This window comes from Bacillus sp. FJAT-27986 (genome assembly GCF_001685035.1).
Classification (GTDB): Bacteria; Bacillota; Bacilli; order Bacillales; family Pradoshiaceae; genus Pradoshia.
On record NZ_MAYV01000018.1, the window covers coordinates 131914 to 153440 of the forward strand.

Below are 21527 nucleotides of genomic sequence, written 5' to 3' on the forward strand. Positions count from 1 at the left end.
ATATTTCAATATCTTGTACAATATAGGCATACAACCCAATTGGAGGCACAGTGCATGATAATATTTGTATTTTTAATTGTAATGTCTTTTTCGTTTTTTATTTACTATAAGACAAAATACTTCAGAACCAAGTTACCTATGCAAAGAGCATATCTGTCCGGTAAATCATCCATCTCTTTAGGTGTATTTGTTGCTCTTTTCGGTCTTAATCAGCTATTCCTTTTTCATACAACTGTCACCTATATCGTCGCTGCTATTTTTATCATAGTTGGCGGATGGAGTATATATGGCGGTGTAAGAATGTATAAATATTATGCTCCCCTTGCTGAGGAAGAATATCAGGCGGCACTAAAATAATCGTATCATAATCATTACGTGAATATGCAAAATTGCCTTTATAGCTCCTATAAAGGCAATTTTTTATCGTTAACTACGCTCCAATAACTGGCAGGTCATCATGGCCTTACCGACCAATTTTCCTTCATTGAAGACTTCTATATCTACTTTTCCAAACTTCCGTCCAATTTCCAGTACCTTTGGTACAATTTCGAGTTTGCTCTCAAGCTGAACAGGCTTTAAGAAATAGATCGTCATATTCTCTACAACTAAATCACCGCGTTTATATCCTCGCAGCACTCTATTCGTTGCTTCAATTACCATAGCTGTAAATACACCATACGAGATCGTTCCCAAGTAATTAGTCATCTGAGGTGTCACCTCACACTGATAACTATCATTACCCTGAACAGCCGTCATTTGATTGGCGATGACATCATCAATCGTCTCACCGACCTGTGGTTGCCGCTGGCTCATTTGCAATGCCTTTAAAACATCTTGTCTGCTTATAATTCCGATTAAAAGATTGCGGTTATCAATGACTGGCAAGAGCTCAATACCCTCCCAAACCATCATATGAGCGGCAGATGCTACACTCGTCTTTTCACCTACAAAGATAGGATTTTTAGTCATAACTTTATCAATCTGTACGGAAGCATCAACCCCAAGAATATCCCTAGATGTAACCATTCCCTGCAGGCGCAAATTATCATCTACCACCGGAAAACGGCTATGCTTTGTCGCTTTATTCAGTTCAGTCCAACGTTCAACTGTATTTCCTGCTTTCAGTACTTCTGTTTTCTCAATTGGAATAAGAATATCTTCGACAAGTAAAATCTCTTTTTTAATCAGCTGATCATAGATTGCTCTATTAATCATTGTTGCAACAGTAAAGGTATCGTAAGACGTAGAGATCACAGGCATTTGCAATTCATCCGCAAGTTTTTTAACTGAATCCGCTGTATCAAATCCACCGGTGATGAGCACAGCTGCCCCTGTGGTTAATGCAAGTTCATGTGCTTTCACACGGTTCCCGACAATCAAAAGATTGCCTGCCTCTGTGTAACGCATCATCGCCTCAAGCTCCATAGCCCCTATGACAAATTTATTCAGAGTTTTATGAAGCCCTGATCTACCACCGAGGACCTGTCCATCAACGATATTAACAACCTCAGCAAATGTCAGTTTTTCTATGTTTTCTTTTTTCTTCCGTTCAATACGAATGGTTCCAACTCTTTCAATCGTACTGACATACCCTTTATTTTCAGCTTCTTTAATTGCTCGATAGGCGGTTCCCTCACTGACGGTCAGTGCTTTTGCAATTTGCCGTACAGAGATTTTTTGGCCAATCGGTAGTTCATCAATATATGCCAATATTTGTTCATGCTTAGTAGCCAAACTATTCACCCTTTTTCGTTATCCATTATTACTATTATAATGGGAAACGTTCCAATCAATCAATGTGACCTTTTATATTGTCTGGAAATATGGGGATTTTTTGTACCTTTTGACTGCGCAATTGTTCGTTTATTACCCACACTGTACAAAATAGCTGAAAGGTTCCCTCCCAAAACACTAAATGCGAGCGCAAGCCATGCGAATGAAAAAATGGTTTCTTCCATATTACCTTCAAATGATAGATATGGAAGTGCCCATAATAACATCGCCAGGCCAATTACCAAACTGATACCACAACGAATTTTCATAGATTTATCCCTCCTATAAGATAAATATATGAATAAACGAAAAAAAAAGAAGTACACATAAAACTAACAGGTTCGGTTTTAAGAACAAAATTAATTATGGATACATGCAGAAGTTAATTCAATTCACATTGAATTTGCTCATTTTTGCGTGCAATAAAGGATTTTTTCAGTTGAATTCTAAGTGTTTTAGAAATTTATGTTAAACTATTTTAGTGATTGATTAGTAAATTATTCCATTAAGAGGGAAGCGTATGAAAAAGTACTTGGTTACATTGATTGTATTGATTACTTTAAGTATGGGTGGCTATTTTCTTATTGGACTATTAAACGTAACACCACCTTCACCAACCATAACTGTTGAAGATAAAAATGTAGAGACCGCGCAAGGCTCATATTGCTGGAATGGACTCATAAATGCTGGTTGTGTTGATATGCCTTCTCCTCCAGAAATTATTAAAGATCACGAATTCAAACCTGTGGTTGCATCACCTGAATCCGAATTGAACATAGAATTCAAAAACACACCGCAAGAAAATACATTAAATGTAAATCAATGGCTTACCAATGAAAAAACAGCGAATGTACATATTCGGGATAATAAGATCGTATTGCCAAAAGAAAAAGGGATATATGTTTACGACGTATCGGCAAGATGGGAAAAGGGCGACTCAAGTTATGCTTTTGTAATAGAAATCCGCTAGTTAAAATAAATCACGTTAAAAAGCATCGGCATAGTACCGATGCTTTTCTTGGTTACACTATGAAAAATGGTTAGATTTTAATGCTAATTCTAGTATTAATTATTCTGATATTTAGCATTTTCTAAAAACCAATCCGTTCACATAAAACTCTATTTTTATAATTCAATAGATTCTCCCGGTTTCAGAACCCGAACGAGTTCTGAATCACATAAGGAAGCAAAATAATATGGATCCTGCTTAATCGGTGGGAACGTATTATAGTGAATTGGAACAACTTGTTTAGGGTGCAGGAATTCTGCAGCCAGCGCAGCATCTTCTGGCCCCATCGTGAAATTATCTCCAATCGGCAGGAATGCTAAATCAATCGGATGACGGTCACCAATCAACTTCATATCTGAGAATAAGCCTGTATCTCCGGCATGGTAAATCGTTTTACCTTCCGCTGTAATCAACAACCCTGCAGGCATCCCTCCATAAATTAATTGGCCATTATCCTCAAACCCCGTTCCGTGAAAAGCTTGGGTTAATTTCACTTTTCCAAAATCAAACTCATAAGCTCCACCGATGGACATGCCATGTGTTTTTACACCTTTCCATCCCAAGTATGTACTTAATTCAAAATTACAGATTACCAGCGCATCATGTTTTTTGGCCAACTGAACCGTATCACCCAAATGATCATCATGTCCATGTGTAATTAAAATATAATCCGGATTTACATCCTCCACTGTTAAATCTGTCAATTCATTTCCCGTAATAAATGGATCAATCAGCAATTGTTTTCCCTCTGTTTCGATTTTCACTACGGAATGGCCATGAAAAGATACTTTCATCTCCTTCAGTCCTTTCATTGTTTTTTCAATAAATACCCGTTAAATTAAGTTTTCTAACAATTTACATTATCCTGCATAATTGATACTCTACTTTCATAGTAACATTTACATAAAATATTATGGAGGTCCAATATGAGTAACTTAAATCACTTGGCAAATTGGCTTACCGAAAAACAGGCTGATGCTGCTTTTATCACGTCTACAGAAAATGTTTTTTACCTAAGTGGGTTCTATAGCGATCCTCATGAACGCTTATTGGCAGTAATTACTTTCCCTACTGAAGAACCTATTTTAATTTGCCCGCAAATGGAGGTTTCAGACGCAAAACAGGCTGGCTGGGGGTATGAAGTGCTTGGCATTTCTGATACCCAAAATCCATGGGAAGTTATTAAAGAAACACTGAAAAAAAGAAACATTTCTATTCAAACTCTGGCAGTGGAAAAAGAACATTTAACTATGGAACGACTTGAAGGACTTAATTCAATTTTAAACCAGCCGACATATATATCGGCGGAAGAAAAAATGCGTCAACTGCGTATGATTAAAAGTCCATCTGAATTAAAAATCATTAAAGAAGCTTGCCGTCTTGCTGACTATGCCATAAAAATCGGAACTGAAGAAATTGCAGAGGGTAAAACAGAAATGGAAATCCTGGCTGCTTTGGAGTATCAATTGAAAAGAGAAGGCGTATCCGAAATGTCCTTTGCAACAATGGTGCTAACTGGTGAAAACGCCGCTTCCCCTCATGGAGTTCCTGGACAAACGAAAGTCAAAAAAGGTGACCTGGTTCTATTCGACTTAGGTGTTGTGGTAGATGGATATTGTTCTGATATTACACGTACAGTTGCTTTCGGACAAATTAATGAAGAACAAAGGGAAATTTACAACACTGTTCTTGAGGCTCAAATTGCTGCAGTTGAAGCATGCCGACCTGGAAAAACTTGTGCCGAAATAGATTTAACAGCACGTAATATTATTAGAAATAAGGGATATGGTGACTATTTCCCTCATCGTCTTGGTCATGGCCTTGGAATTAGCGTTCACGAATATCCTTCCTTGACCGAAATCAATACACTGTCTCTTCAGGAAGGAATGGTCTTTACGATTGAGCCGGGTATTTATGTTCCTGGCAAAGCCGGCGTTCGCATAGAGGATGATCTATATGTGACTGAAAACGGGGTAGAAATTCTTACTAAATTCCCGAAAGAACTAGTAACTATTTAAGAGCACTATATAATAAACCAACAGACAGCGGGGATAACTCGCTGTTTTTATTATGTATTAAAAAAGAATACTAATCGGATTGAGAGACATTATCTTTCTTGAATCATTAAGTATTTCAAAATAATATTCAATAAATTAAGATATTCGTTATTGTATTATTTATAATATTTATAATTCATTTCAAAATATGTTCATATAATATTCCGACTTTTTGTGTAATTTATAGTATAATATAAATATACTTAAAGGAGGAGATTAATATGGCATTAACCTATAATAATATCCTTGTGGCAGTTGACGGTTCACAGGAGGCAGAATGGGCCTTCAAAAAAGCAATTGACGTAGCAAAAAGAAATGACGCTAGGTTAGTTTTAGCTCATGTTGTCGACAACCGTACATTTGCTGCAGTTGAGGCATACAGCATTTCTATTTCTGAGAGCGCTGAGCAATATGCAAAAGACCTTTTAGAGGAATATAAACAAATTGCTCTTGATGCTGGTGTTAGAGATGTAGCTCTATCTATTGAGTTTGGATCTCCAAAAGTAAAAATTCCTAAAGATATCGCTAAATCTTTTAATGTTGACTTAATTATTTGTGGCGCAACCGGTTTAAATGCTGTTGAGCGTTTCTTTATCGGAAGCGTATCTGAACATATTATTCGTTATGCAAAATGCGACGTAATGGTTATTCGTTCCGATGATAAACCTGTGGATCAAGCTGCAGCAAAGTAAGTATACACGTAATTAACAATAAAAATCCCATGCGCCGCGCACATGGGATTTTTATTGTATGAGGCTCTTATTCCACTAAACTCTTTGCTTTATCAATAGCCAGTCTTACCTGATTAAAGCCAGTACCACCAGAGCTGTTTCTTCTTCTCACAGCCTCTTCCGGTTTCAAAGCTTCATAGATATCTTCCTCAATTAGATTGGATGCTTCTTTTAATTTTTCTAATGGAAGATCGAGTAGATAGTACCCCTTTTGTATACAATATAGAACTAATTTACCGACAATTTCATGCGCTTCACGAAAAGGGATTCCCTTAGCTGCCAAGTAATCAGCCAACTCGGTCGCATTTGAAAAATCGTTATAAACTGCTTCCTTCATCACATTTGTATGAACCTTCATAGTCTCTATCATTCCATTAAAAATTTTCAAAGATCCTTTTAGTGTCATAACCGTGTCAAACATGCCTTCTTTGTCCTCTTGCATGTCTTTATTGTAAGCCAGTGGCAAGCCCTTTAAGAGAGTTAATAACCCAAAGGCATTTCCATACACACGTCCGGTTTTACCGCGAATCAACTCTGCCATATCCGGATTTTTCTTTTGTGGCATAATACTTGATCCTGTTGAAAACGTATCATCCAATTCGATAAACCGATACTCTTGGCTGGACCACAAAATAATTTCTTCACTGAATCTGGATAGATGCATCATGATCAATGATGCATTATTCAAAAACTCTGCGATGAAGTCACGATCACTTACAGCATCTAAGCTATTTTCATAGATTCCATCAAACCCCATCAGCTGAGCAGTCAATTCCCGATTAATTGGGAATGTTGTACCAGCCAACGCGCCTGCTCCAAGAGGCGAGAGATTAATCCTTTTCAGGCTGTCCTGTAAACGTTCTTTATCTCGCTGAAGCATCCAAAAATAGGCCATAAAGTGATGCCCTAATGAAATAGGCTGGGCTCTTTGTAAATGAGTATATCCCGGAACAACTGTCTCGATATGCCTTTCGGCCACCTGAATCAGCGTGTTTTGGAATTCTGTAATTCCGCCGATGATTTCATTGACCTGGGAACGTAAATATAAATGCATGTCCGTTGCCACCTGATCATTACGGCTTCTGGCAGTATGCAATTTACCTCCAACCGGCCCAATTTCATCAATAAGTAATTTTTCCAAATTTAAATGGATATCTTCAAAATCTACAGAAAAAGAGAGCTCTCTTTTTTCCGCCTTTTCTTTTAAAGAGTACAATCCATTCTTAATTAACTCGACTTCCTCTTTCGAGAGAATCTCACAGGCTCCAAGCATTGTCACATGAGCAAGGCTTCCTTCGAGGTCTTCCATCACTAATTCTTGATCAAACGCGATGGAGGCGCCAAAGGAATCAATCCATTCTTCGGCAGTTTTCGTAAATCTGCCTCCCCACAGTTTTTTCACACTGTCACCTTCTTTTGATTGTGAACCTGACTGTTTACTTTTGTAGGCAGTCCCCATAGATTGATAAATCCAACCGCACTCGCATGGTCAAATTCGTCAGCTGAAGTATAGGTTGCCAGGTTTTCATTATAAAGAGAGTATTCAGACTTTCTACCTTCCACAATAGCATGACCTTTAAATAATTTCACACGTACTACGCCAGTCACGAAGCTTTGAGATTGTTTCAAAAAGGCAATCAAAGCATCTTTCAGCGGTGAAAACCATAGGCCCTCATAAATGAGTTCAGTTAATTTCTTCTCAATTACAGGCTTAAAATGTGCCAATTCTTTAACCATTGTTAGGTCTTCCAGTTCTTTGTGCGCTTTAATTAAAGTTAATGCACCAGGACACTCGTATACTTCCCTTGACTTAATTCCAACCAAACGGTTCTCCACATGATCAATTCTGCCAACACCATGTTTACCAGCAAGATTATTAAGATTCTGGATTAATGCGGCTAAAGGAGATTCAACTCCATTTAATGCAACAGGTACTCCTTCTTTAAACGTAATCTCAATAATATCTGGTGTATCAGGAGTATGTTCAAGAGCTGTTGTTAAATCATACGCTCCCTCCGGAGGGGCTGCCCAGGGATCCTCAAGAACTCCGCATTCATTACTGCGTCCCCATAAATTTTGGTCAATTGAGTATGGGCTATCTAAATTAATCGGTACAGGAATATTATTTTGTTTTGCATATTCAATCTCTTCCTCGCGAGACCAGCTCCAGTCTCTAACCGGTGCAAGTACCTTCAAGTTAGGGTTCAAAGCTTGAATTGATACTTCAAAACGTACTTGATCATTCCCTTTTCCTGTACAGCCATGTGCCACAGCAACAGCATTTTCTTTTTCCGCTACTTCAACAAGTTTTTTTGCAATCAATGGTCGGGATAAAGCAGAAATCAATGGATATTTCCCCTCATACATTGCATGCGCCTGAAGAGCAACTAACGCATAATCATTAGCAAATTCTTCTCTGGCATCTATTACATAGGAAGAACAGGCACCAACCTTAATAGCCTTCTCTTTTATAAAATCTAAATCTTTGCCTTCGCCTACATCCAGGCAGCATGCTACCACGTCATACCCCTTTTGTTTTAACCAGGAAATAGCAACTGATGTATCTAATCCTCCTGAATAGGCAAGTACTACTTTATTTTTATTCATGAACGTTCCCCTCCGATGTATATTTATTCAAATAAAAATGTTTTTATGCAATTAGAATATGTTATTCACTTTACCAACATTATGTGACTTTTTCAAGTATTTCCTGAAAATTTATTTTATGCTGAATCATTGTAACTTTCCGCTATTATAAATTACAAAAGAAATTCGTATATATTAGCCAGATTGTGTAAACTATTTGTATGAATGAACATTGGGAGTGAACTAAAATGGAGGATTTTTTCATATACGATGAACGTCTGGGTATACCGATTCCTCACCTGAAATTGGACTTTGCTGTCTACCCTCCTATTGTACAAAAAGCCATCCTAAACCGTTGGGAACAAATTAGAGGGGAGATCCCAGAGCGTATACAGGATATTGAACGGATTATTAATCATAAATTAAATCAGTTAAATGATGAAGATGATTTTGAGGTTTCATGTACTCTAAATTACGAAATTGCTGAACATGCCTCAATCATAAATGATTTATGGATTTGGTACAGAACTGAACAGGATTTAACAGGAAAAAAACATTTATAATTTGTGGTCTATTATCAAAAAAACCGCCCATTATTGAGGGCGGTTCATTCTATATTATTCATAAATTATGCAATTTAATCTTCCCTTACTTCCCGATGAAATGTACATGCTCTGGAAAGTTAATTTCTCCAATACTAATTTACAAACTTTTTTAGAACCGGGTATTTTAAATAAATCAGTTGAAATCTGCTGAAGACCTATATCAGTTACAACCATATCCATTCGAGAGCTTACTCCCTATATGTAGCTACACACGGTGATACATCTATCAAAGGTTCTCTTTTTCACTTAAGTAACGATATTTATAAAATTTATCTGCAAAATCCGTAACTTTTTTTGTTAGACGATAATTAGCACCTGAACCGATAGCCATGCTTAGAATTGGTATTCCCTTAAATACCTTTTTCCTAAAGAAATATATAGCCATCACCTTCATCATTTGTTTAATAGGCTGATCAAACCAAAAAACATTGCTCAACTCATCTTCCCCTTCATAGAAATAAGAAGGTGAATGATCCAAATCCTCCATTAAGGTCTCCCAGAAATACTTTTGCATACGTTCTGGCATTGTACCAGCATGGAATACCTTTAGTGAAAGCATAATTTCATATGGGGTGTTCATTTCAAAACCATATGAAATTCCAATCAGCTGAATGCTCCTTAAATTGATCACCATTTGAGCCGGCAAATCCGCGGCTAAAGCCACCCCTCCATTTACAGCCGAAATACCTCCCTGAACGAGAGAATACATCCGATGTCTGGCCACTTGCTGTTCAGCGATATAGGCCAACTGATCAATGGAAAGCTCTTTTAAGTCTTTTAGTGTTGATATATTTTCATCAAAAACGCGGGCATTTGTTAGTATACGATTCCTTGCATCAAGTTGGAATTGAGACTCATGAATCATGGAGTGCAGGTGAAATAACCAATTATCCATTTTTGAGAAAAACTCCTGTTGTGTACTCTCCGGCAACAGCGTGAACATATTCTCTATCCACCGATCATAATATGTTTCAAAATCGGTTGGCTCACTTGCCTTCATCTCCGCTTCCCACTCTTTTATTTCCATCCAAATTTCCTGATCCCGTTTAGTCAACGCCATATAATGATCACCTCTTTAAATGGTCTGATACAAAAAGTATATCACATATCGTACCAATTCCTATATTCTCGAAAATAGCTGTACTGAAGTCCTATCAATGAACAGATATAAGAATAACGCAAGATAACATCATCCATTAGAATACTCCTGAGTGAATTTAATAGCACTAAACACAAAAAAGGAATTCAGACTAGGAGCTATAAAGCTCTAGTCCGAATTCCTTTTATCATTAAACTAAAATTATGCAAGTTATTAATGTGTTAAACGTACCACATCACGGGCAATCATTACTTCTTCATCAGTTGGGATAATGATAACTTTAACTGGTGAATATGGATGGTTCACAAATTGCTCTTTTCCACGTACATTGTTTAAAGCTGGATCCCAATATACGCCCATGAATTCTAAACCTTTTAATACACGCGCACGGATTTCAGAACTATTTTCACCAATACCAGCTGTGAAGATAATTGCATCTACCCCGTTCATTTTCGCTGCGTAGGATCCAATATATTTGTGAATACCATCAGCAAATTTAGAGATAGCCAATTCAGCGCGCTCGTTACCTTCTTCAGCCGCTTGTTCAATATCACGTAAGTCGCTGGAGAAACCGGAAACACCAAGCATACCGGATTTTTTATTAAGAATATTGATTACATCATCAGCTGTTTTACCTGTTTTAGCCATTAAGAATGGGATTAAGGCAGGGTCTAAGCTTCCGGATCTTGTTCCCATTGTTAAACCTTCCAATGGAGTGAATCCCATAGTTGTATCGATAGATTTTCCGCCTTCAATTGCGGTAATACTTGCTCCATTACCTAAGTGGCAGGAGATTAAACGCAATTGCTCAAGAGGACGTTTTAATAGCTCAGCTGCACGTTCGGATACATATTTATGAGAAGTTCCGTGGAAACCATATTTACGGATTCCGTATTCTTTATAATAGTCGTATGGCAAGCTGTACAGATAAGAGCTTTCAGGCATTGTTTGGTGGAATGCTGTATCGAAAACAGCAACCGCTGGTACGTTTGGCAATACTTCACGGAAAGCTCTGATACCAGTTGCGTTCGCACGATTGTGAAGCGGCGCTAATTCAGCCAAGTCTTCAATTTGCTCCAATACTTCATCCGTAATAACAGCAGAATCCTTAAAGATTTCTCCGCCATGTACGATTCTGTGTCCAATTCCTTCAATTTCTTCAAGGGAATTGATGATTTTATATTCAGTAAGCTTTTCAAGCAAAAGCTTTACAGCAACGGAATGGTCAGGTATTTCTGTAACCATCGTTTTCTTTTCTCCATTTACTGTAATTGTAAAAATGGAGTCTTGAAGTCCGATTCTTTCTACAATCCCTTTAGTGATTACAGTTTCCTCAGGCATCTCAAATAATTGAAATTTCAAAGAGGAACTCCCAGCATTAATCGCGATTATTTTTGACATATATTCTCTGCTCCTTACATTTATGAATAGCATCGATGTTACACGGTAACTGCTTATTTTATATGTTCTCGATTCCAATTAAAACATTGAACAAGCGTTCTCGCAAGCCGAAATTACTTTGTTACCGTTTTCACAATAATATTATTTTATTTAAACAATTCTAACTTGTCAAAAAATTTATATAACGGTAATAAAACTATCTTTTACTTTTCATCTTCTATCCATGCATCAATTTTACTTAACATGGAAGCTGTAGCTGCCCTGTCAGATAGCTTCGGCATATTGACGAGCAAAACCTGCTTTGGTGCTTTTATATCTTTCCCTTTTTTCTGCAGGATAAGAATACTTTTAGCCGATTGCTTCGATTGGAATAAACTTTCAGGCAGCTGAATCATCCCCTGAATATATCCCTCTTCGTTAATAAATTGATGAAGAGCCTTTGCTTCAACTGTGTTGAAAAGATCATTAGGAATCAGGAAAAATAGATATGCCCCTTCTTTTGAATACGTGAAGCTTTGTTCAATTAATAAATGATGGGCATATGACATACCATTTTCAGATTTCACTTTAAAATCGGCCGCTCTCTGATCGTTTGGATAATAGCCTACCGGTAAATCACAAACTACTGCATCTGCAGGGTTAATAAACAACGGCTGCAGGCTATCCTGATGTAAAAATTGGATAGGATGGCCGATGAGATTAGCTCCACAATAGGCGAGTCGAATTAAAGTTTCATCGACCTCAACACCTGTAGCATCTAGCTCCTTTTTATCCAGTGAATTTAAAATAGAAAACAGAAGGTTACCTGTTCCGACTGCCAAATCAGTAATCGTTAACGTATCTTGATTTTTGGTGAATTTTTCGAGCAGATAAGCAAATAGAAATCCCAAGGCATCCGGAGTCATTTGATGATTTGCCTGAACATTAGATCTGCTGGATTTCAATACTGCCAATTGCCAACCTTTACGGATATCTTCTTTACTAAACTGCTCCAAAGGTTTATCCTGATAGCTATTTTTTAAACGTTTGACTGCCAGTTCACTCAATTCTTCCTGAAGAACGGCATTATGGAACCAATTTTCTCCTGTTTCAGCGATGGCTTCCAACTCTGTAATCCCTAGTTCGTCCTGTATTATAGTTGCGGTAGATGTTATCAATTCGTATATAGATTCAACATTTGTTGTGATCATTTTAAGTTCCTCCAGCTTTTATGCATTTTACTTTCCCCATTGTAGTATTACGTTTCATAAAGGACAAGTCTAATCATTCAAAAAAATACGTTCATTAAAAACGCCCCTTAAACGTTAGAAAAGCCTGTCTAACTTTAAGGGGCAGAAACTTTATATAGAGCTTTTTACTTTGCAGCTTTTGCTGCTTCAAGCGCTGCTTCATATTGCGGATGCGTAGTGCCTTCCGGTACATATTCCACATATGTCACTTTATTATTGCTGTCAACTACAAAAACAGCACGTGCCAATAAACGTAATTCTTTCATTAGTACTCCGTAAGCCTCTCCAAAAGAAGCGTCTCGGTGATCAGAAACCGTTATGACGTTTTCTAAACCTGCTGCTGCACACCAGCGTTTTTGAGCAAAAGGAAGATCCATACTTACTGTCATTACAACAACATCCCCTGCTTTTGCTGCCTCTTCATTGAATTTTCTTGTTTGAGTATCACAAACGCCTGTATCCAAAGAAGGTACGACACTAATAATTCTTACTTTTCCATCTGTATCTTTCAATGTTACTGGGGATAAATCATTAGCCAACACTGTAAAATCAGGTGCAGTGTCACCTACTTTTACTTCCTTACCAATCAATGTAACCGGATTACCTTTAAATGTTACTGTTGCCACACCAATTCCTCCTTATATTCCGATATATTCTCTACATTCTTAAGTATAGAGATATACATACTCTTTGTAAAAAAATAACCACATTCGCATGGAATGTGGTTATGATAAAACTTTACTAACAATCACATAAAGCTATTCCCTGATTCATTGGAAGAGGAATCTGAAGCATCCTGAGAATTAGAGTTATTTTTTTTATTGTTTTTCCCTACCTTCGAAATCATTGATTCTACCTTATCCATAGCAATCGGAGCTGAATCAAGAATTTTTTCGATTAGATGTGTACTCTCATTAAGATGAAGCATTTTTACACCATGTGCATTAACAATTAGAAACGCAATCGGTGTGATTGAAACACCACCTGCAGCTCCTCCGCCGAATGGATGACGCTTCTCCTCGCCAGTACCCTGGCTTCCTCCACGGCTAATTTGATAGTCACTGCCTCCAGCTGCATAGCCAAATCCAACCTTTGACACAGTCATTATCACACTGCCATCAGGAGTTTCTACGGGATCACCAATAATCGTATTAACATCAATCATACTTTTTAAGTTTTCCATTGCTGAATTCATAAGACCTTCAATTGGATGATTGGACATTTTATAACCTCCTGCATAGTTTTGCTTTATTCAAATTTTCATTTCCTATTCCCTTAGCATTAAACGTGCCAGCTTCCAACCTGCAACTATAGTTTTTGCCATTCGGACACGGGCTATGCATTCGATTTTCGTTTCAAATGGTTTCTTGACTGAGAAATATGGGATAATATCGATTTTAGGAGGTATCATTAATGAAAAATACTGACTGATGATACCAATAGCTCCGCCAGTTAAACCCCATAATGCTCCGGTTGCCACTGCTGTTGTTGATGCTTCACCTGTACCGTAATGAATTTCCATTTGCAAATCTGTCATTTGTATTTTAGAGGTGAATTTTTTTACAGTTTCTTGATAACTCCTCAATTGTGAAAGCATTTCCTTCAGATTCTGAAAGGCAGCTTGAACACCATCCATAGATAAAGATTCATCAGCAGAGGATTCACTTTGGTTTGATTGATTTTGTTGCCGATAAGTACTTTCTCGATAAGAAGAAGGCTGATATTTTTCGTCAGACAGCTGTACTACTTTAGAATAGTGGATAAGGCCCCTCCATAATTGAACCTTTATAATTGCCTTATTCTTTTCCTGAGTGTGATGATATTCAATATGTATCGTTACTTTCGAAAGCAAAAAGACGGATATAAGGATTAGCACAACTATACAAATCAGTAATAAAAGCTTCATCGTTTATATCCTCCCGAGTACGTCATCAAACAAACAGTATGGTCAATCATAACTGAATCTAAACTTCTCATTGACTTTTTTAACGTCGAGATAGCAAAAAGACCCCTTCTAACAGAAGGAGTCCTTTATAACCTGTATTTATTTACCGCGCTCTTCCAACACAACAACTGTATCACTGAACATATCATGAAAGCCCTGTTTCTTTGGATTAAATGCAATAACGATATAACCGAGCATAAGTACAGCGGAGATATATCGGCCAATCCATTCTCTAAAAATTACTGTTTTCCAATCCAAAGGCGTTCCATCCAATGATACCACTCTAAGACCCATAATCATTTTTCCTAGAGATTGGGCTAAAAATTTGGAAGTAAGAATGAAATACCCGAAAAATACTATCGAATCAACTATGGTATAAGCTGAGAAGATACCCGTATTATCCATAGAAATATCAAACAGTCTGAATATCGGATTGATAAATAATCGACTTATGCTGCCAATTACTATAAGATCGATGAGATAAGCCCAGAATCTCATCCAAAATCCTGCACGCAGATGGTTTGGAATAGAGTCAGGAGGCTGTATCTGTTCGTCTAAAGTCAGTTCTTCTTGATAATCTTCCATTTTCCACCCTCCTTAATTCGCAGAATATAGATACATCATCCGTGGCGATTGATTTTCAGTCATTAGGCTTTTGATCGTGCTTACCTCATCATTCACGCCTGCCCATTGCTGCATTTTCATCGAAAATAATGAGCTTAGGCTATCTGATCCAACTAAACGAACCACTTGTGCACCTTTTAGATTTTCACTTTTTTTCATATCGGCAATTACATCCTCTAAATAACCAAGCTCATCAATTAAATTAATCTCCTTTGCTTGACGGCCATCGTAGATACGCCCATCAGCAATTTTTCTTACTTCATCCTCAGGCATACTGCGCCCTTCCGCAATGACCTTCACGAATTGATCATAGGAGCTGGTAACCATCGATTGAAGAATTTCCTTTTCATCCTCTGTCACTTCTCTAAATGGATTCATAAGATCCTTAAATTTACCGCTTTTAATAGTGACCATGTCGATTCCATACTTTTCAGCTAACCCTTCAAAGTTATAGCTTTGCATAATGACTCCGAGTGACCCTGTCATTGTTTCCGGACTGGCAAATATCTTGTCGGCCGGTGTTGAAATATAATAACCTCCAGATGCAGCCTGTGAACCCATTGATACATATATTGGTTTCTTTGTTTCCTTTTTAATTTGCATTAACTTATTATGTATTTCCGCACTTTCTACGACACCGCCACCTGGGCTGTTGACGCGTAAAATAATTCCTTTGACCGTATCATTGTCCTTAATGGCATTCAATCTTTCCATAAAGGATCGGTGATTATAGGCTTCAGCCGTAAAATAACTTTCTTCCTCACCTGTGTCCTGAATGACTCCTTCTACATCCATGACAACAATTTGACTGTTCACATCCCCTTCTTCAATGATATCCTCCTCAAATAATGTATCCTCAAACAAATTTGTCATAGCAGACTCTTCACTTGAAAATGTTGAGATAGCATTCATAAGAACGGATACAAAAAATATCACCGCTGCTATTCCAAGTGCCAACCATCTTTTTTTACTCATACAAATTGTCCCCCAATCACGCTTTAAGTAGTTTTAATGTTCTTATTATTCATGATAGAATTATTATAGCACCTTATTTTGGTAAACCTATAATCAGGAGTACCAATACTAACCTACAAGGAGGGAACAAAATGGGGGAACGCAGAAATATCTTTTTTTATTACAAGCAAGGTCAAGAAATGGTGGATCAGGTCAATAAATTAAAGGATAATGCAAGCAACTACGGATTCGAACTTGTAGATGAACATAAAGATGCTAATATTATCGTTAGTGTAGGAGATGACGGAACATTTCTTCAGGCAGTACGTAAGACAGGCTTCAGAGAGGATTGCCTGTATGCAGGCATTTCATTAAACAAGCAATTAAATATGTATTGTGATTTCTACATAAATGATACGGAAAATATGGTGGAAGCAGTCACAAAGCCCGTCATTGAAGTAAGAAAATATCCTACAATTGAAGTAACGGTTGATAACCAAATAAGTTTTGATTGCTTAAATGAATGCACATTCCGTTCTGCTTTAATTAAAACAATGGCTATCGATGTTCACATTGATGACATATTATTTGAAACATTCCGTGGGGATGGGATGATAATTTCTACACCTACTGGAAGTACTGCCTACAACAAATCGGTCAACGGTGCAGTTGTAGACCCTTTGCTTGACTGTATGCAGGTGAGCGAAATAGCATCGATGAATAATAATCATTATCGTACGCTTGGTGCTTCATTTATTTTGGCTCCAGATCGTACTCTTTCTCTTCAAGTATTAGATAATGAAAACGATTACCCGATTATCGGGATGGATAATGAAGCGATGAGTATTCATCTTACCGAACGATTGGATATTAAACTGAGCGGAAGATATATCAAGACGGTAAAGTTACGTAATAATTCTTTTTGGGAAAAAGTCCACAGGACATTCCTTTAAATTTTCATACGAAGGAAACAAAAAAGATGATTCCGCTGGTCGGAATCATCTTTTTTTGACGAAAGAGGATTTTGTTTACGCCTTATATACTTCTTTCTCCTTATTTCTTAATTCGACACGCATTATTTTGCCGCTGATTGTTTTCGGCAAATCTTCCACAAAAGTAATTTTTCTTGGATATTTATATGGGGCTGTAAGCTCTTTAACATGGTTCTGCAAGGTTTGCACCAATTGAGGATCATTGACATCAACGCTATCTTGTAAGACTACGAACGCTTTTACGATTTGCCCTCTTACCTCATCCGGACTCCCTACTACAGCGCACTCCTTCACATATGGATGTTTAACAAGTGCATCCTCCACTTCAAATGGCCCAATGGTATAACCCGAACTGATAATAATATCGTCACCGCGTCCTTCAAACCAAAAATACCCGTCCTCATCTTTTTTAGCTTTATCTCCTGTAATATAAAAATCGCCTCTAAACTGCATTGCTGTCCGTTCCGGATCCTTATAGTAATTTTTAAACAACGCGGGAGTTTTAATGTGGACAGCTATATCGCCTACTTCGCCAGGTTGGCAAATCTGCCCCTCCTCATTAATAATTTCTACGTTATTTCCAGGGGTTGGTTTCCCCATGGAACCCGGCTTCACATCCATCCCCTTCATGATACCGACCAGAAGGGTATTTTCTGTTTGCCCGTATCCATCACGAACGGTGACCCCGAAATAGTTTTGAAACGTATCGATCACTTCTCTATTAAGCGGCTCACCTGCTGAAACGGCACTATGTAGGCTTCCCAGGCTATATTGATCGAGGCTGTCTACCTTCGCCATCAATCGATATTCCGTAGGGGTACAGCATAAAACAGTAATTGAATGCTGATCAATTAATTTTAAATATTTCTCTGCTTCAAACTTTCCGTGATATACAAACCCAGTAGCTCCCGATCCAAGAACAGATAAAAAGGGACTCCAAATCCACTTTTGCCATCCAGGTCCGGCTGTAGCCCATACAACATCATCTTCACCTATTGATAACCAGTTTGAGGCAGCTGTTCTGAGATGTGCATAGGCCCAGCTATGAGTGTGGACAACTCCCTTTGGTTGCCCTGTTGTACCTGAAGTATAGGATAAAAAGGCCATATCATCTCCCATGGTTTTCACCATTTGTAACTCTTCTGAAGCGTCTTTCATTCGTTCATCCAGTTGAATCCACCCATCTTCATTTCCATTTATAACAAATGATTTCAGTGAATCCTCCGATATAATTTCTGTAAATAAAGAGGTATGAGGCTTATGAACAATTACCGCTTTTGCTTCTGCATGCTTGCTTCGATAAACAAGATCTTTTTCTCGAAGCATTTCAGAACATGGTATGACCACTGTACCTATTTTTAAAGCAGCTAAGTAAATCACATACGCTTCAATAAAGCGAGGAATCATGACGAGAATTTTATCCCCCTCCCTCAACCCTTCCTCTAACAAAATATTGCCAACTCTATTCACCCTTTTAATCAATTCTCCATACGTAATTTTTTGTGTTTCCCCGTATTCATTTTCCCAAATCAAAGCGATTTTGGTTTCGTTCTTACTGTTATTTTCTACCTCGCTGACTAGATTATATTGTTCTGGTGCGATCAGGTTCTGTTGATTCATATCCTTCTCCTCCCTTAAAACAAATAATGTTAATCAAACTCTATTATACATTGTTTTACAAATAATGGATTAAGAGAGTGGAAAAAGATTGGCTCTTACAATGGCTTTCAACATACAAAAAAAAGAAAGCGGACTAAAAATCCGCTTTCTTGTAGCCATGTTATTTAATTATCTGGAGAATCCTCCACCCAATTGTTGTTCAGCCATTTGAACAAGACGCTTAGTAATCTCTCCTCCAACAGAACCGTTAGCACGAGAAGTTGTTTCTGCTCCAAGTTGTACACCGAACTCAGAAGCGATTTCATATTTCATTTGGTCAAGAGCTTGTTCAACTCCTGGTACCAAAAGATTGTTTGAGTTATTTGACATGTGTTTTTCACCTCCTTGTGATAATAGAGTGTGTAAAAACACATATCTTCATTCCGGATTTAAAATGGTAATTGTTCACAAATAAATTTAGAATAAATCCTCTGTTTCCGATTCTTTCTCCTTACCTGTGAAAACTAACATTTCTGTTTTATCCAATGCCTCTTTAATTAAAGGTTCAAAATCGACATAGCTCTCATAATGACCGACTTTTTCTCTTTTTGGCTTAGTTTTGGGATTAGCTGGTGTAAACACCGTACAGCAATCCTCAAAAGGACGTATGGATATCTCATGAGTATCAATTTTCTCTGCAATTTCAATAATATCTGTTTTATCCATTGCTATAAGCGGCCTCAGAATTGGTGTATTTGTAACCTCATTAATTGTAAACATGCTTTCCATCGTCTGGCTGGCTACTTGGCCTAAACTTTCACCAGTCACAATCGCGAGCGCATTTTGTTTTTCTCTGATTGCATCAGTAATTCGCAGCATCAATCTGCGTGTGGTTGTCATTGTGTAGTTATCAGGTATTTGCTTTTGAATCAATTTTTGAATTTCGGTAAATGGCACAACATGCAGTACCATACGTCCATTGACTTCTGCCAGCTTATTCGCTAAATCAATTACCTTTTGTTTCGAGCGTTCGCTTGTGAAGGGAGGACTGTAGAAATGTACACATTCAATCTCTACTCCCCTTTTCATCGTTAAATATCCCGCAACCGGGCTATCAATCCCTCCAGAAAGCATGAGCATTGCTGAGCCGCTGCTTCCTATTGGCAATCCGCCAGCTCCAATAATTTTTTCACCCGTAATATAAGCAGCATCCTGGCGTACTTCGACTCTCAATTTCAAATCTGGATTGTGAACATCGACCGTTAAACCGTCTACATGCTGCAAGCAATATCCCCCTACCAAGCCATTTAAATCATATGTTGAATAGGGATAGGTTTTATCAGCACGCTTAGCATCAATTTTAAACGTACGAATTTTTGTTGTTAGATGATTTATATAAAACAAAGCTGATTCCTGAATGGCTGAGATTTCTTTATCAACCTTTAAAGCCGGACTTATCGAAGAAATGCCATATATTTTTTTGAGAATATCCATAATCGGCTTGTAATCTGCACCTTGTAAGTGAACATACATTCTCTCGTGCTGCGCCTCAATACGAACCTCCGGATAATCTGACAATGCTTTTTTTATATTTTTACGTAATTGAACAATAAAGCCTTTACGATTCCTTTTCTTCAATGTAATCTCACCATAGCGGATTACGATATGATCAAATCTTATCATTTCTTTCTTACCTCACTTAACATTTGGATTGCTCTTTCAATTTCCTTAAGTGCCTGCTCTATTTCTTCCTTCGAATGATCATAATCTAAGCTTATTCGTATGGAACTGCCGGCTATTTGCTCATTTTTTCCCATAGCGAGAAGTGTTTGGCTAACCGTTTTTTTCTTTGATGAACAAGCACTGTTTGTTGAGACATAGATTCCAAACTCACCCAAAGTATGAACGAATGTTTCTGATTTAAGTCCCGGAATTGAAAAATTAATAATATGTGGAGCTGCATGTTCTATAGGTGAATTGATGACAACATTCTCCATTTTGGATAGCTCTTGAAGTATCAGAGTACGGTACTCGTTCATTCTTCTACTGCCGTCCCTGCTCTTTTCGATTGCCAATCTCATTGCTTTTGCCAAAGATACGGCCCCAGCCAAGCTTTCCGTCCCACTGCGCATGCCTCTTTCTTGGTTCCCCCCGGCAATTAACGGTGAAAGTGTAATTCCCTCTCTGGCAAATAGAATTCCGGTGCCTTTTAATCCATGGAATTTATGTCCTGATAAAGAATATAAATCGATATGAGCATCACGTAAAGAGAGTTCGACTTTACCAAAGCCCTGAACCCCATCTACATGAAAATGTATTTTAGGATAACTCTTCAAAAAATGTCCTATTTCATAAATTGGTTGTACAGTTCCCACTTCGTTATTAACATGCATAACTGACACCAATATTGTATCTTCTCGGATTGCTTCCTTAACTTGCTCAATTTCAACTCTGCCATCTTGATTAACAGGCAAGTAGGTTACGTCATAGCCAAGTTCCTTTAGCTGTTCAAACGGTCTTTTTACGGAAGGATGCTCGATTGAGGTGGTAATAATATGCTTCCCTCTGTTTCGATAATTTTCTGCTATTCCTTTTATGGCCAGATTATTGCTTTCAGACCCTCCTGAAGTAAAGATAATCTCTGTAGCCTTTACTCCCAGAAGACCCGCGACCTGTTCTCTAGCCTGTGCTAACAGTTTTTCTGACTTCCCTCCGAAGCCATGTAAAGAGGATGGATTCCCCCAGAAATCGGCAGTAACCTTTGCGAAGGAATCAATCACTTCCTTATAGGGTTTTGTTGTCGCGCTATTATCTAAATAAATCATGCTTTTTCCCCTTCCTATCAATAAGAAAATGTAGCATATCCTGTCCTGTTTATAAAGTAATTTTCTCTTATGCCTCTATCTTATGCTGGATTAAACAA

At 37.8% G+C, this 21527-nt stretch carries 24 protein-coding genes; 6 read left to right on the forward strand and 18 right to left on the reverse strand.

What is annotated here, in order from left to right; genetic code table 11:
- The first annotated feature begins 54 nt into the window (after window positions 1-54).
- The gene (locus A8L44_RS16385; RefSeq protein WP_066108943.1) at window positions 55-357 is read left to right on the forward strand and encodes a YtpI family protein; all 303 of its coding nucleotides are present in this window, start codon (window positions 55-57) and stop codon (window positions 355-357) included.
- A 69-nt stretch (window positions 358-426) separates the two neighbouring features.
- On the opposite strand, the gene A8L44_RS16390 is transcribed toward A8L44_RS16385, so the two are convergent.
- Window positions 427-1734, reverse strand: coding sequence for a CBS domain-containing protein (locus A8L44_RS16390; RefSeq protein WP_066108946.1), 1308 nt, complete (start codon window positions 1732-1734; stop codon window positions 427-429).
- Window positions 1735-1793: 59 nt separating this feature from the next.
- Entirely contained in the window at window positions 1794-2042 is a 249-nt protein-coding gene (locus A8L44_RS16395; protein WP_066108949.1) for a hypothetical protein, read from the reverse strand.
- A gap of 251 nt (window positions 2043-2293) precedes the next feature.
- Between A8L44_RS16395 and A8L44_RS16400 the strand changes: the two genes are divergently transcribed.
- Window positions 2294-2743 (forward strand): hypothetical protein, encoded by a 450-nt coding sequence (locus tag A8L44_RS16400; RefSeq protein WP_066108952.1) that lies wholly within the window; start codon window positions 2294-2296, stop codon window positions 2741-2743.
- 155 nt (window positions 2744-2898) lie between these two features.
- Here the strand turns inward: A8L44_RS16400 and A8L44_RS16405 are convergent, their stop codons facing one another.
- Window positions 2899-3576: a metal-dependent hydrolase gene (locus tag A8L44_RS16405; protein ID WP_066108955.1), complete on the reverse strand. Its 678-nt coding sequence runs from the start codon at window positions 3574-3576 to the stop codon at window positions 2899-2901.
- 132 nt (window positions 3577-3708) lie between these two features.
- Between A8L44_RS16405 and A8L44_RS16410 the strand changes: the two genes are divergently transcribed.
- On the forward strand, window positions 3709-4800 hold the full coding sequence (locus tag A8L44_RS16410) for a M24 family metallopeptidase (RefSeq protein WP_066108958.1): 1092 nt from the start codon (window positions 3709-3711) through the stop codon (window positions 4798-4800).
- A 260-nt stretch (window positions 4801-5060) separates the two neighbouring features.
- Complete coding sequence (locus tag A8L44_RS16415; RefSeq protein ID WP_066108961.1) at window positions 5061-5531, forward strand: universal stress protein; 471 nt, start codon at window positions 5061-5063, stop codon at window positions 5529-5531.
- A gap of 67 nt (window positions 5532-5598) precedes the next feature.
- Here A8L44_RS16415 and argH read toward each other — a convergent pair whose 3' ends face one another.
- Together argH and A8L44_RS16425 are read right to left on the reverse strand one after the other, a co-directional pair.
- Window positions 5599-6972: an argininosuccinate lyase gene (argH, locus tag A8L44_RS16420; protein ID WP_066108964.1), complete on the reverse strand. Its 1374-nt coding sequence runs from the start codon at window positions 6970-6972 to the stop codon at window positions 5599-5601.
- Window positions 6969-8177 (reverse strand): argininosuccinate synthase, encoded by a 1209-nt coding sequence (locus A8L44_RS16425; protein ID WP_066108966.1) that lies wholly within the window; start codon window positions 8175-8177, stop codon window positions 6969-6971. Before A8L44_RS16425 ends, argH begins: the two co-directional genes overlap by 4 nt.
- A gap of 227 nt (window positions 8178-8404) precedes the next feature.
- Here A8L44_RS16425 and A8L44_RS16430 point away from each other — a divergent pair, with 227 nt between their 5' ends.
- On the forward strand, window positions 8405-8719 hold the full coding sequence (locus tag A8L44_RS16430; RefSeq protein ID WP_066108968.1) for a hypothetical protein: 315 nt from the start codon (window positions 8405-8407) through the stop codon (window positions 8717-8719).
- A gap of 54 nt (window positions 8720-8773) precedes the next feature.
- Here A8L44_RS16430 and A8L44_RS19045 read toward each other — a convergent pair whose 3' ends face one another.
- From A8L44_RS19045 to sppA, 9 genes are all read right to left on the reverse strand, one after another.
- On the reverse strand, window positions 8774-8941 hold the full coding sequence (locus A8L44_RS19045) for a hypothetical protein (RefSeq protein WP_175354317.1): 168 nt from the start codon (window positions 8939-8941) through the stop codon (window positions 8774-8776).
- A gap of 46 nt (window positions 8942-8987) precedes the next feature.
- Window positions 8988-9821 carry an EcsC family protein gene (locus A8L44_RS16435; RefSeq protein ID WP_066108971.1) on the reverse strand — a complete coding sequence of 278 codons (834 nt, stop codon included), beginning with the start codon at window positions 9819-9821 and terminating at the stop codon, window positions 8988-8990.
- 252 nt (window positions 9822-10073) lie between these two features.
- The gene (locus tag A8L44_RS16440; RefSeq protein WP_066108974.1) at window positions 10074-11261 is read right to left on the reverse strand and encodes an acetate kinase; all 1188 of its coding nucleotides are present in this window, start codon (window positions 11259-11261) and stop codon (window positions 10074-10076) included.
- A gap of 203 nt (window positions 11262-11464) precedes the next feature.
- Window positions 11465-12451 carry a class I SAM-dependent methyltransferase gene (locus tag A8L44_RS16445; RefSeq protein WP_066108977.1) on the reverse strand — a complete coding sequence of 329 codons (987 nt, stop codon included), beginning with the start codon at window positions 12449-12451 and terminating at the stop codon, window positions 11465-11467.
- Window positions 12452-12615: 164 nt separating this feature from the next.
- Window positions 12616-13116 (reverse strand): thiol peroxidase, encoded by a 501-nt coding sequence (gene tpx / locus A8L44_RS16450; protein ID WP_066108980.1) that lies wholly within the window; start codon window positions 13114-13116, stop codon window positions 12616-12618.
- A 122-nt stretch (window positions 13117-13238) separates the two neighbouring features.
- Window positions 13239-13712 (reverse strand): GerW family sporulation protein, encoded by a 474-nt coding sequence (gene ytfJ / locus A8L44_RS16455; RefSeq protein WP_066108985.1) that lies wholly within the window; start codon window positions 13710-13712, stop codon window positions 13239-13241.
- Window positions 13713-13757: 45 nt separating this feature from the next.
- Window positions 13758-14396: a DUF2953 domain-containing protein gene (locus A8L44_RS16460; RefSeq protein WP_066108988.1), complete on the reverse strand. Its 639-nt coding sequence runs from the start codon at window positions 14394-14396 to the stop codon at window positions 13758-13760.
- 138 nt (window positions 14397-14534) lie between these two features.
- Window positions 14535-15020, reverse strand: coding sequence for an RDD family protein (locus tag A8L44_RS16465; protein WP_077248180.1), 486 nt, complete (start codon window positions 15018-15020; stop codon window positions 14535-14537).
- 12 nt (window positions 15021-15032) lie between these two features.
- Window positions 15033-16034 carry a signal peptide peptidase SppA gene (gene sppA / locus A8L44_RS16470; protein WP_066108993.1) on the reverse strand — a complete coding sequence of 334 codons (1002 nt, stop codon included), beginning with the start codon at window positions 16032-16034 and terminating at the stop codon, window positions 15033-15035.
- 131 nt (window positions 16035-16165) lie between these two features.
- On the opposite strand from sppA, the gene A8L44_RS16475 reads away from it, so the two are divergent.
- On the forward strand, window positions 16166-16966 hold the full coding sequence (locus A8L44_RS16475; RefSeq protein ID WP_066108994.1) for an NAD kinase: 801 nt from the start codon (window positions 16166-16168) through the stop codon (window positions 16964-16966).
- A gap of 75 nt (window positions 16967-17041) precedes the next feature.
- Here A8L44_RS16475 and mbcS read toward each other — a convergent pair whose 3' ends face one another.
- The 4 genes from mbcS to A8L44_RS16495 form a co-directional block, all read right to left on the reverse strand.
- Window positions 17042-18625, reverse strand: a complete 1584-nt coding sequence (gene mbcS, locus A8L44_RS16480; RefSeq protein WP_066108997.1) for an acyl-CoA synthetase MbcS — start codon at window positions 18623-18625, stop codon at window positions 17042-17044.
- Window positions 18626-18793: 168 nt separating this feature from the next.
- Window positions 18794-18994, reverse strand: coding sequence for an alpha/beta-type small acid-soluble spore protein (locus A8L44_RS16485; protein WP_066109002.1), 201 nt, complete (start codon window positions 18992-18994; stop codon window positions 18794-18796).
- Window positions 18995-19081: 87 nt separating this feature from the next.
- Window positions 19082-20284: a tRNA uracil 4-sulfurtransferase ThiI gene (thiI, locus tag A8L44_RS16490; protein ID WP_066109256.1), complete on the reverse strand. Its 1203-nt coding sequence runs from the start codon at window positions 20282-20284 to the stop codon at window positions 19082-19084.
- On the reverse strand, window positions 20284-21429 hold the full coding sequence (locus tag A8L44_RS16495; RefSeq protein WP_066109005.1) for a cysteine desulfurase family protein: 1146 nt from the start codon (window positions 21427-21429) through the stop codon (window positions 20284-20286). Before A8L44_RS16495 ends, thiI begins: the two co-directional genes overlap by 1 nt.
- Window positions 21430-21527 lie beyond the last annotated feature (98 nt).

Excerpts from the sequence above, each read along its gene's own strand:
- A8L44_RS16485 (WP_066109002.1), bottom strand. The coding sequence starts at position 18,994 with ATGTCAAATAACTCAAACAATCTTTTGGTACCAGGAGTTGAACAAGCT.
- A8L44_RS16475 (WP_066108994.1), top strand. The coding sequence starts at position 16,166 with ATGGGGGAACGCAGAAATATCTTTTTTTATTACAAGCAAGGTCAAGAA.
- A8L44_RS16400 (WP_066108952.1), top strand. The coding sequence starts at position 2,294 with ATGAAAAAGTACTTGGTTACATTGATTGTATTGATTACTTTAAGTATG.
- sppA (WP_066108993.1), bottom strand. The coding sequence starts at position 16,034 with ATGAGTAAAAAAAGATGGTTGGCACTTGGAATAGCAGCGGTGATATTT.
- A8L44_RS16465 (WP_077248180.1), bottom strand. The coding sequence starts at position 15,020 with ATGGAAGATTATCAAGAAGAACTGACTTTAGACGAACAGATACAGCCT.
- A8L44_RS16385 (WP_066108943.1), top strand. The coding sequence starts at position 55 with ATGATAATATTTGTATTTTTAATTGTAATGTCTTTTTCGTTTTTTATT.
- A8L44_RS16460 (WP_066108988.1), bottom strand. The coding sequence starts at position 14,396 with ATGAAGCTTTTATTACTGATTTGTATAGTTGTGCTAATCCTTATATCC.
- A8L44_RS16395 (WP_066108949.1), bottom strand. The coding sequence starts at position 2,042 with ATGAAAATTCGTTGTGGTATCAGTTTGGTAATTGGCCTGGCGATGTTA.
- A8L44_RS19045 (WP_175354317.1), bottom strand. The coding sequence starts at position 8,941 with ATGGATATGGTTGTAACTGATATAGGTCTTCAGCAGATTTCAACTGAT.
- A8L44_RS16425 (WP_066108966.1), bottom strand. The coding sequence starts at position 8,177 with ATGAATAAAAATAAAGTAGTACTTGCCTATTCAGGAGGATTAGATACA.
- A8L44_RS16445 (WP_066108977.1), bottom strand. The coding sequence starts at position 12,451 with ATGATCACAACAAATGTTGAATCTATATACGAATTGATAACATCTACC.
- ytfJ (WP_066108985.1), bottom strand. The coding sequence starts at position 13,712 with ATGTCCAATCATCCAATTGAAGGTCTTATGAATTCAGCAATGGAAAAC.
- A8L44_RS16440 (WP_066108974.1), bottom strand. The coding sequence starts at position 11,261 with ATGTCAAAAATAATCGCGATTAATGCTGGGAGTTCCTCTTTGAAATTT.
- A8L44_RS16410 (WP_066108958.1), top strand. The coding sequence starts at position 3,709 with ATGAGTAACTTAAATCACTTGGCAAATTGGCTTACCGAAAAACAGGCT.
- A8L44_RS16405 (WP_066108955.1), bottom strand. The coding sequence starts at position 3,576 with ATGAAAGTATCTTTTCATGGCCATTCCGTAGTGAAAATCGAAACAGAG.
- A8L44_RS16430 (WP_066108968.1), top strand. The coding sequence starts at position 8,405 with ATGGAGGATTTTTTCATATACGATGAACGTCTGGGTATACCGATTCCT.
- A8L44_RS16495 (WP_066109005.1), bottom strand. The coding sequence starts at position 21,429 with ATGATTTATTTAGATAATAGCGCGACAACAAAACCCTATAAGGAAGTG.
- A8L44_RS16435 (WP_066108971.1), bottom strand. The coding sequence starts at position 9,821 with ATGGCGTTGACTAAACGGGATCAGGAAATTTGGATGGAAATAAAAGAG.
- mbcS (WP_066108997.1), bottom strand. The coding sequence starts at position 18,625 with ATGAATCAACAGAACCTGATCGCACCAGAACAATATAATCTAGTCAGC.
- A8L44_RS16415 (WP_066108961.1), top strand. The coding sequence starts at position 5,061 with ATGGCATTAACCTATAATAATATCCTTGTGGCAGTTGACGGTTCACAG.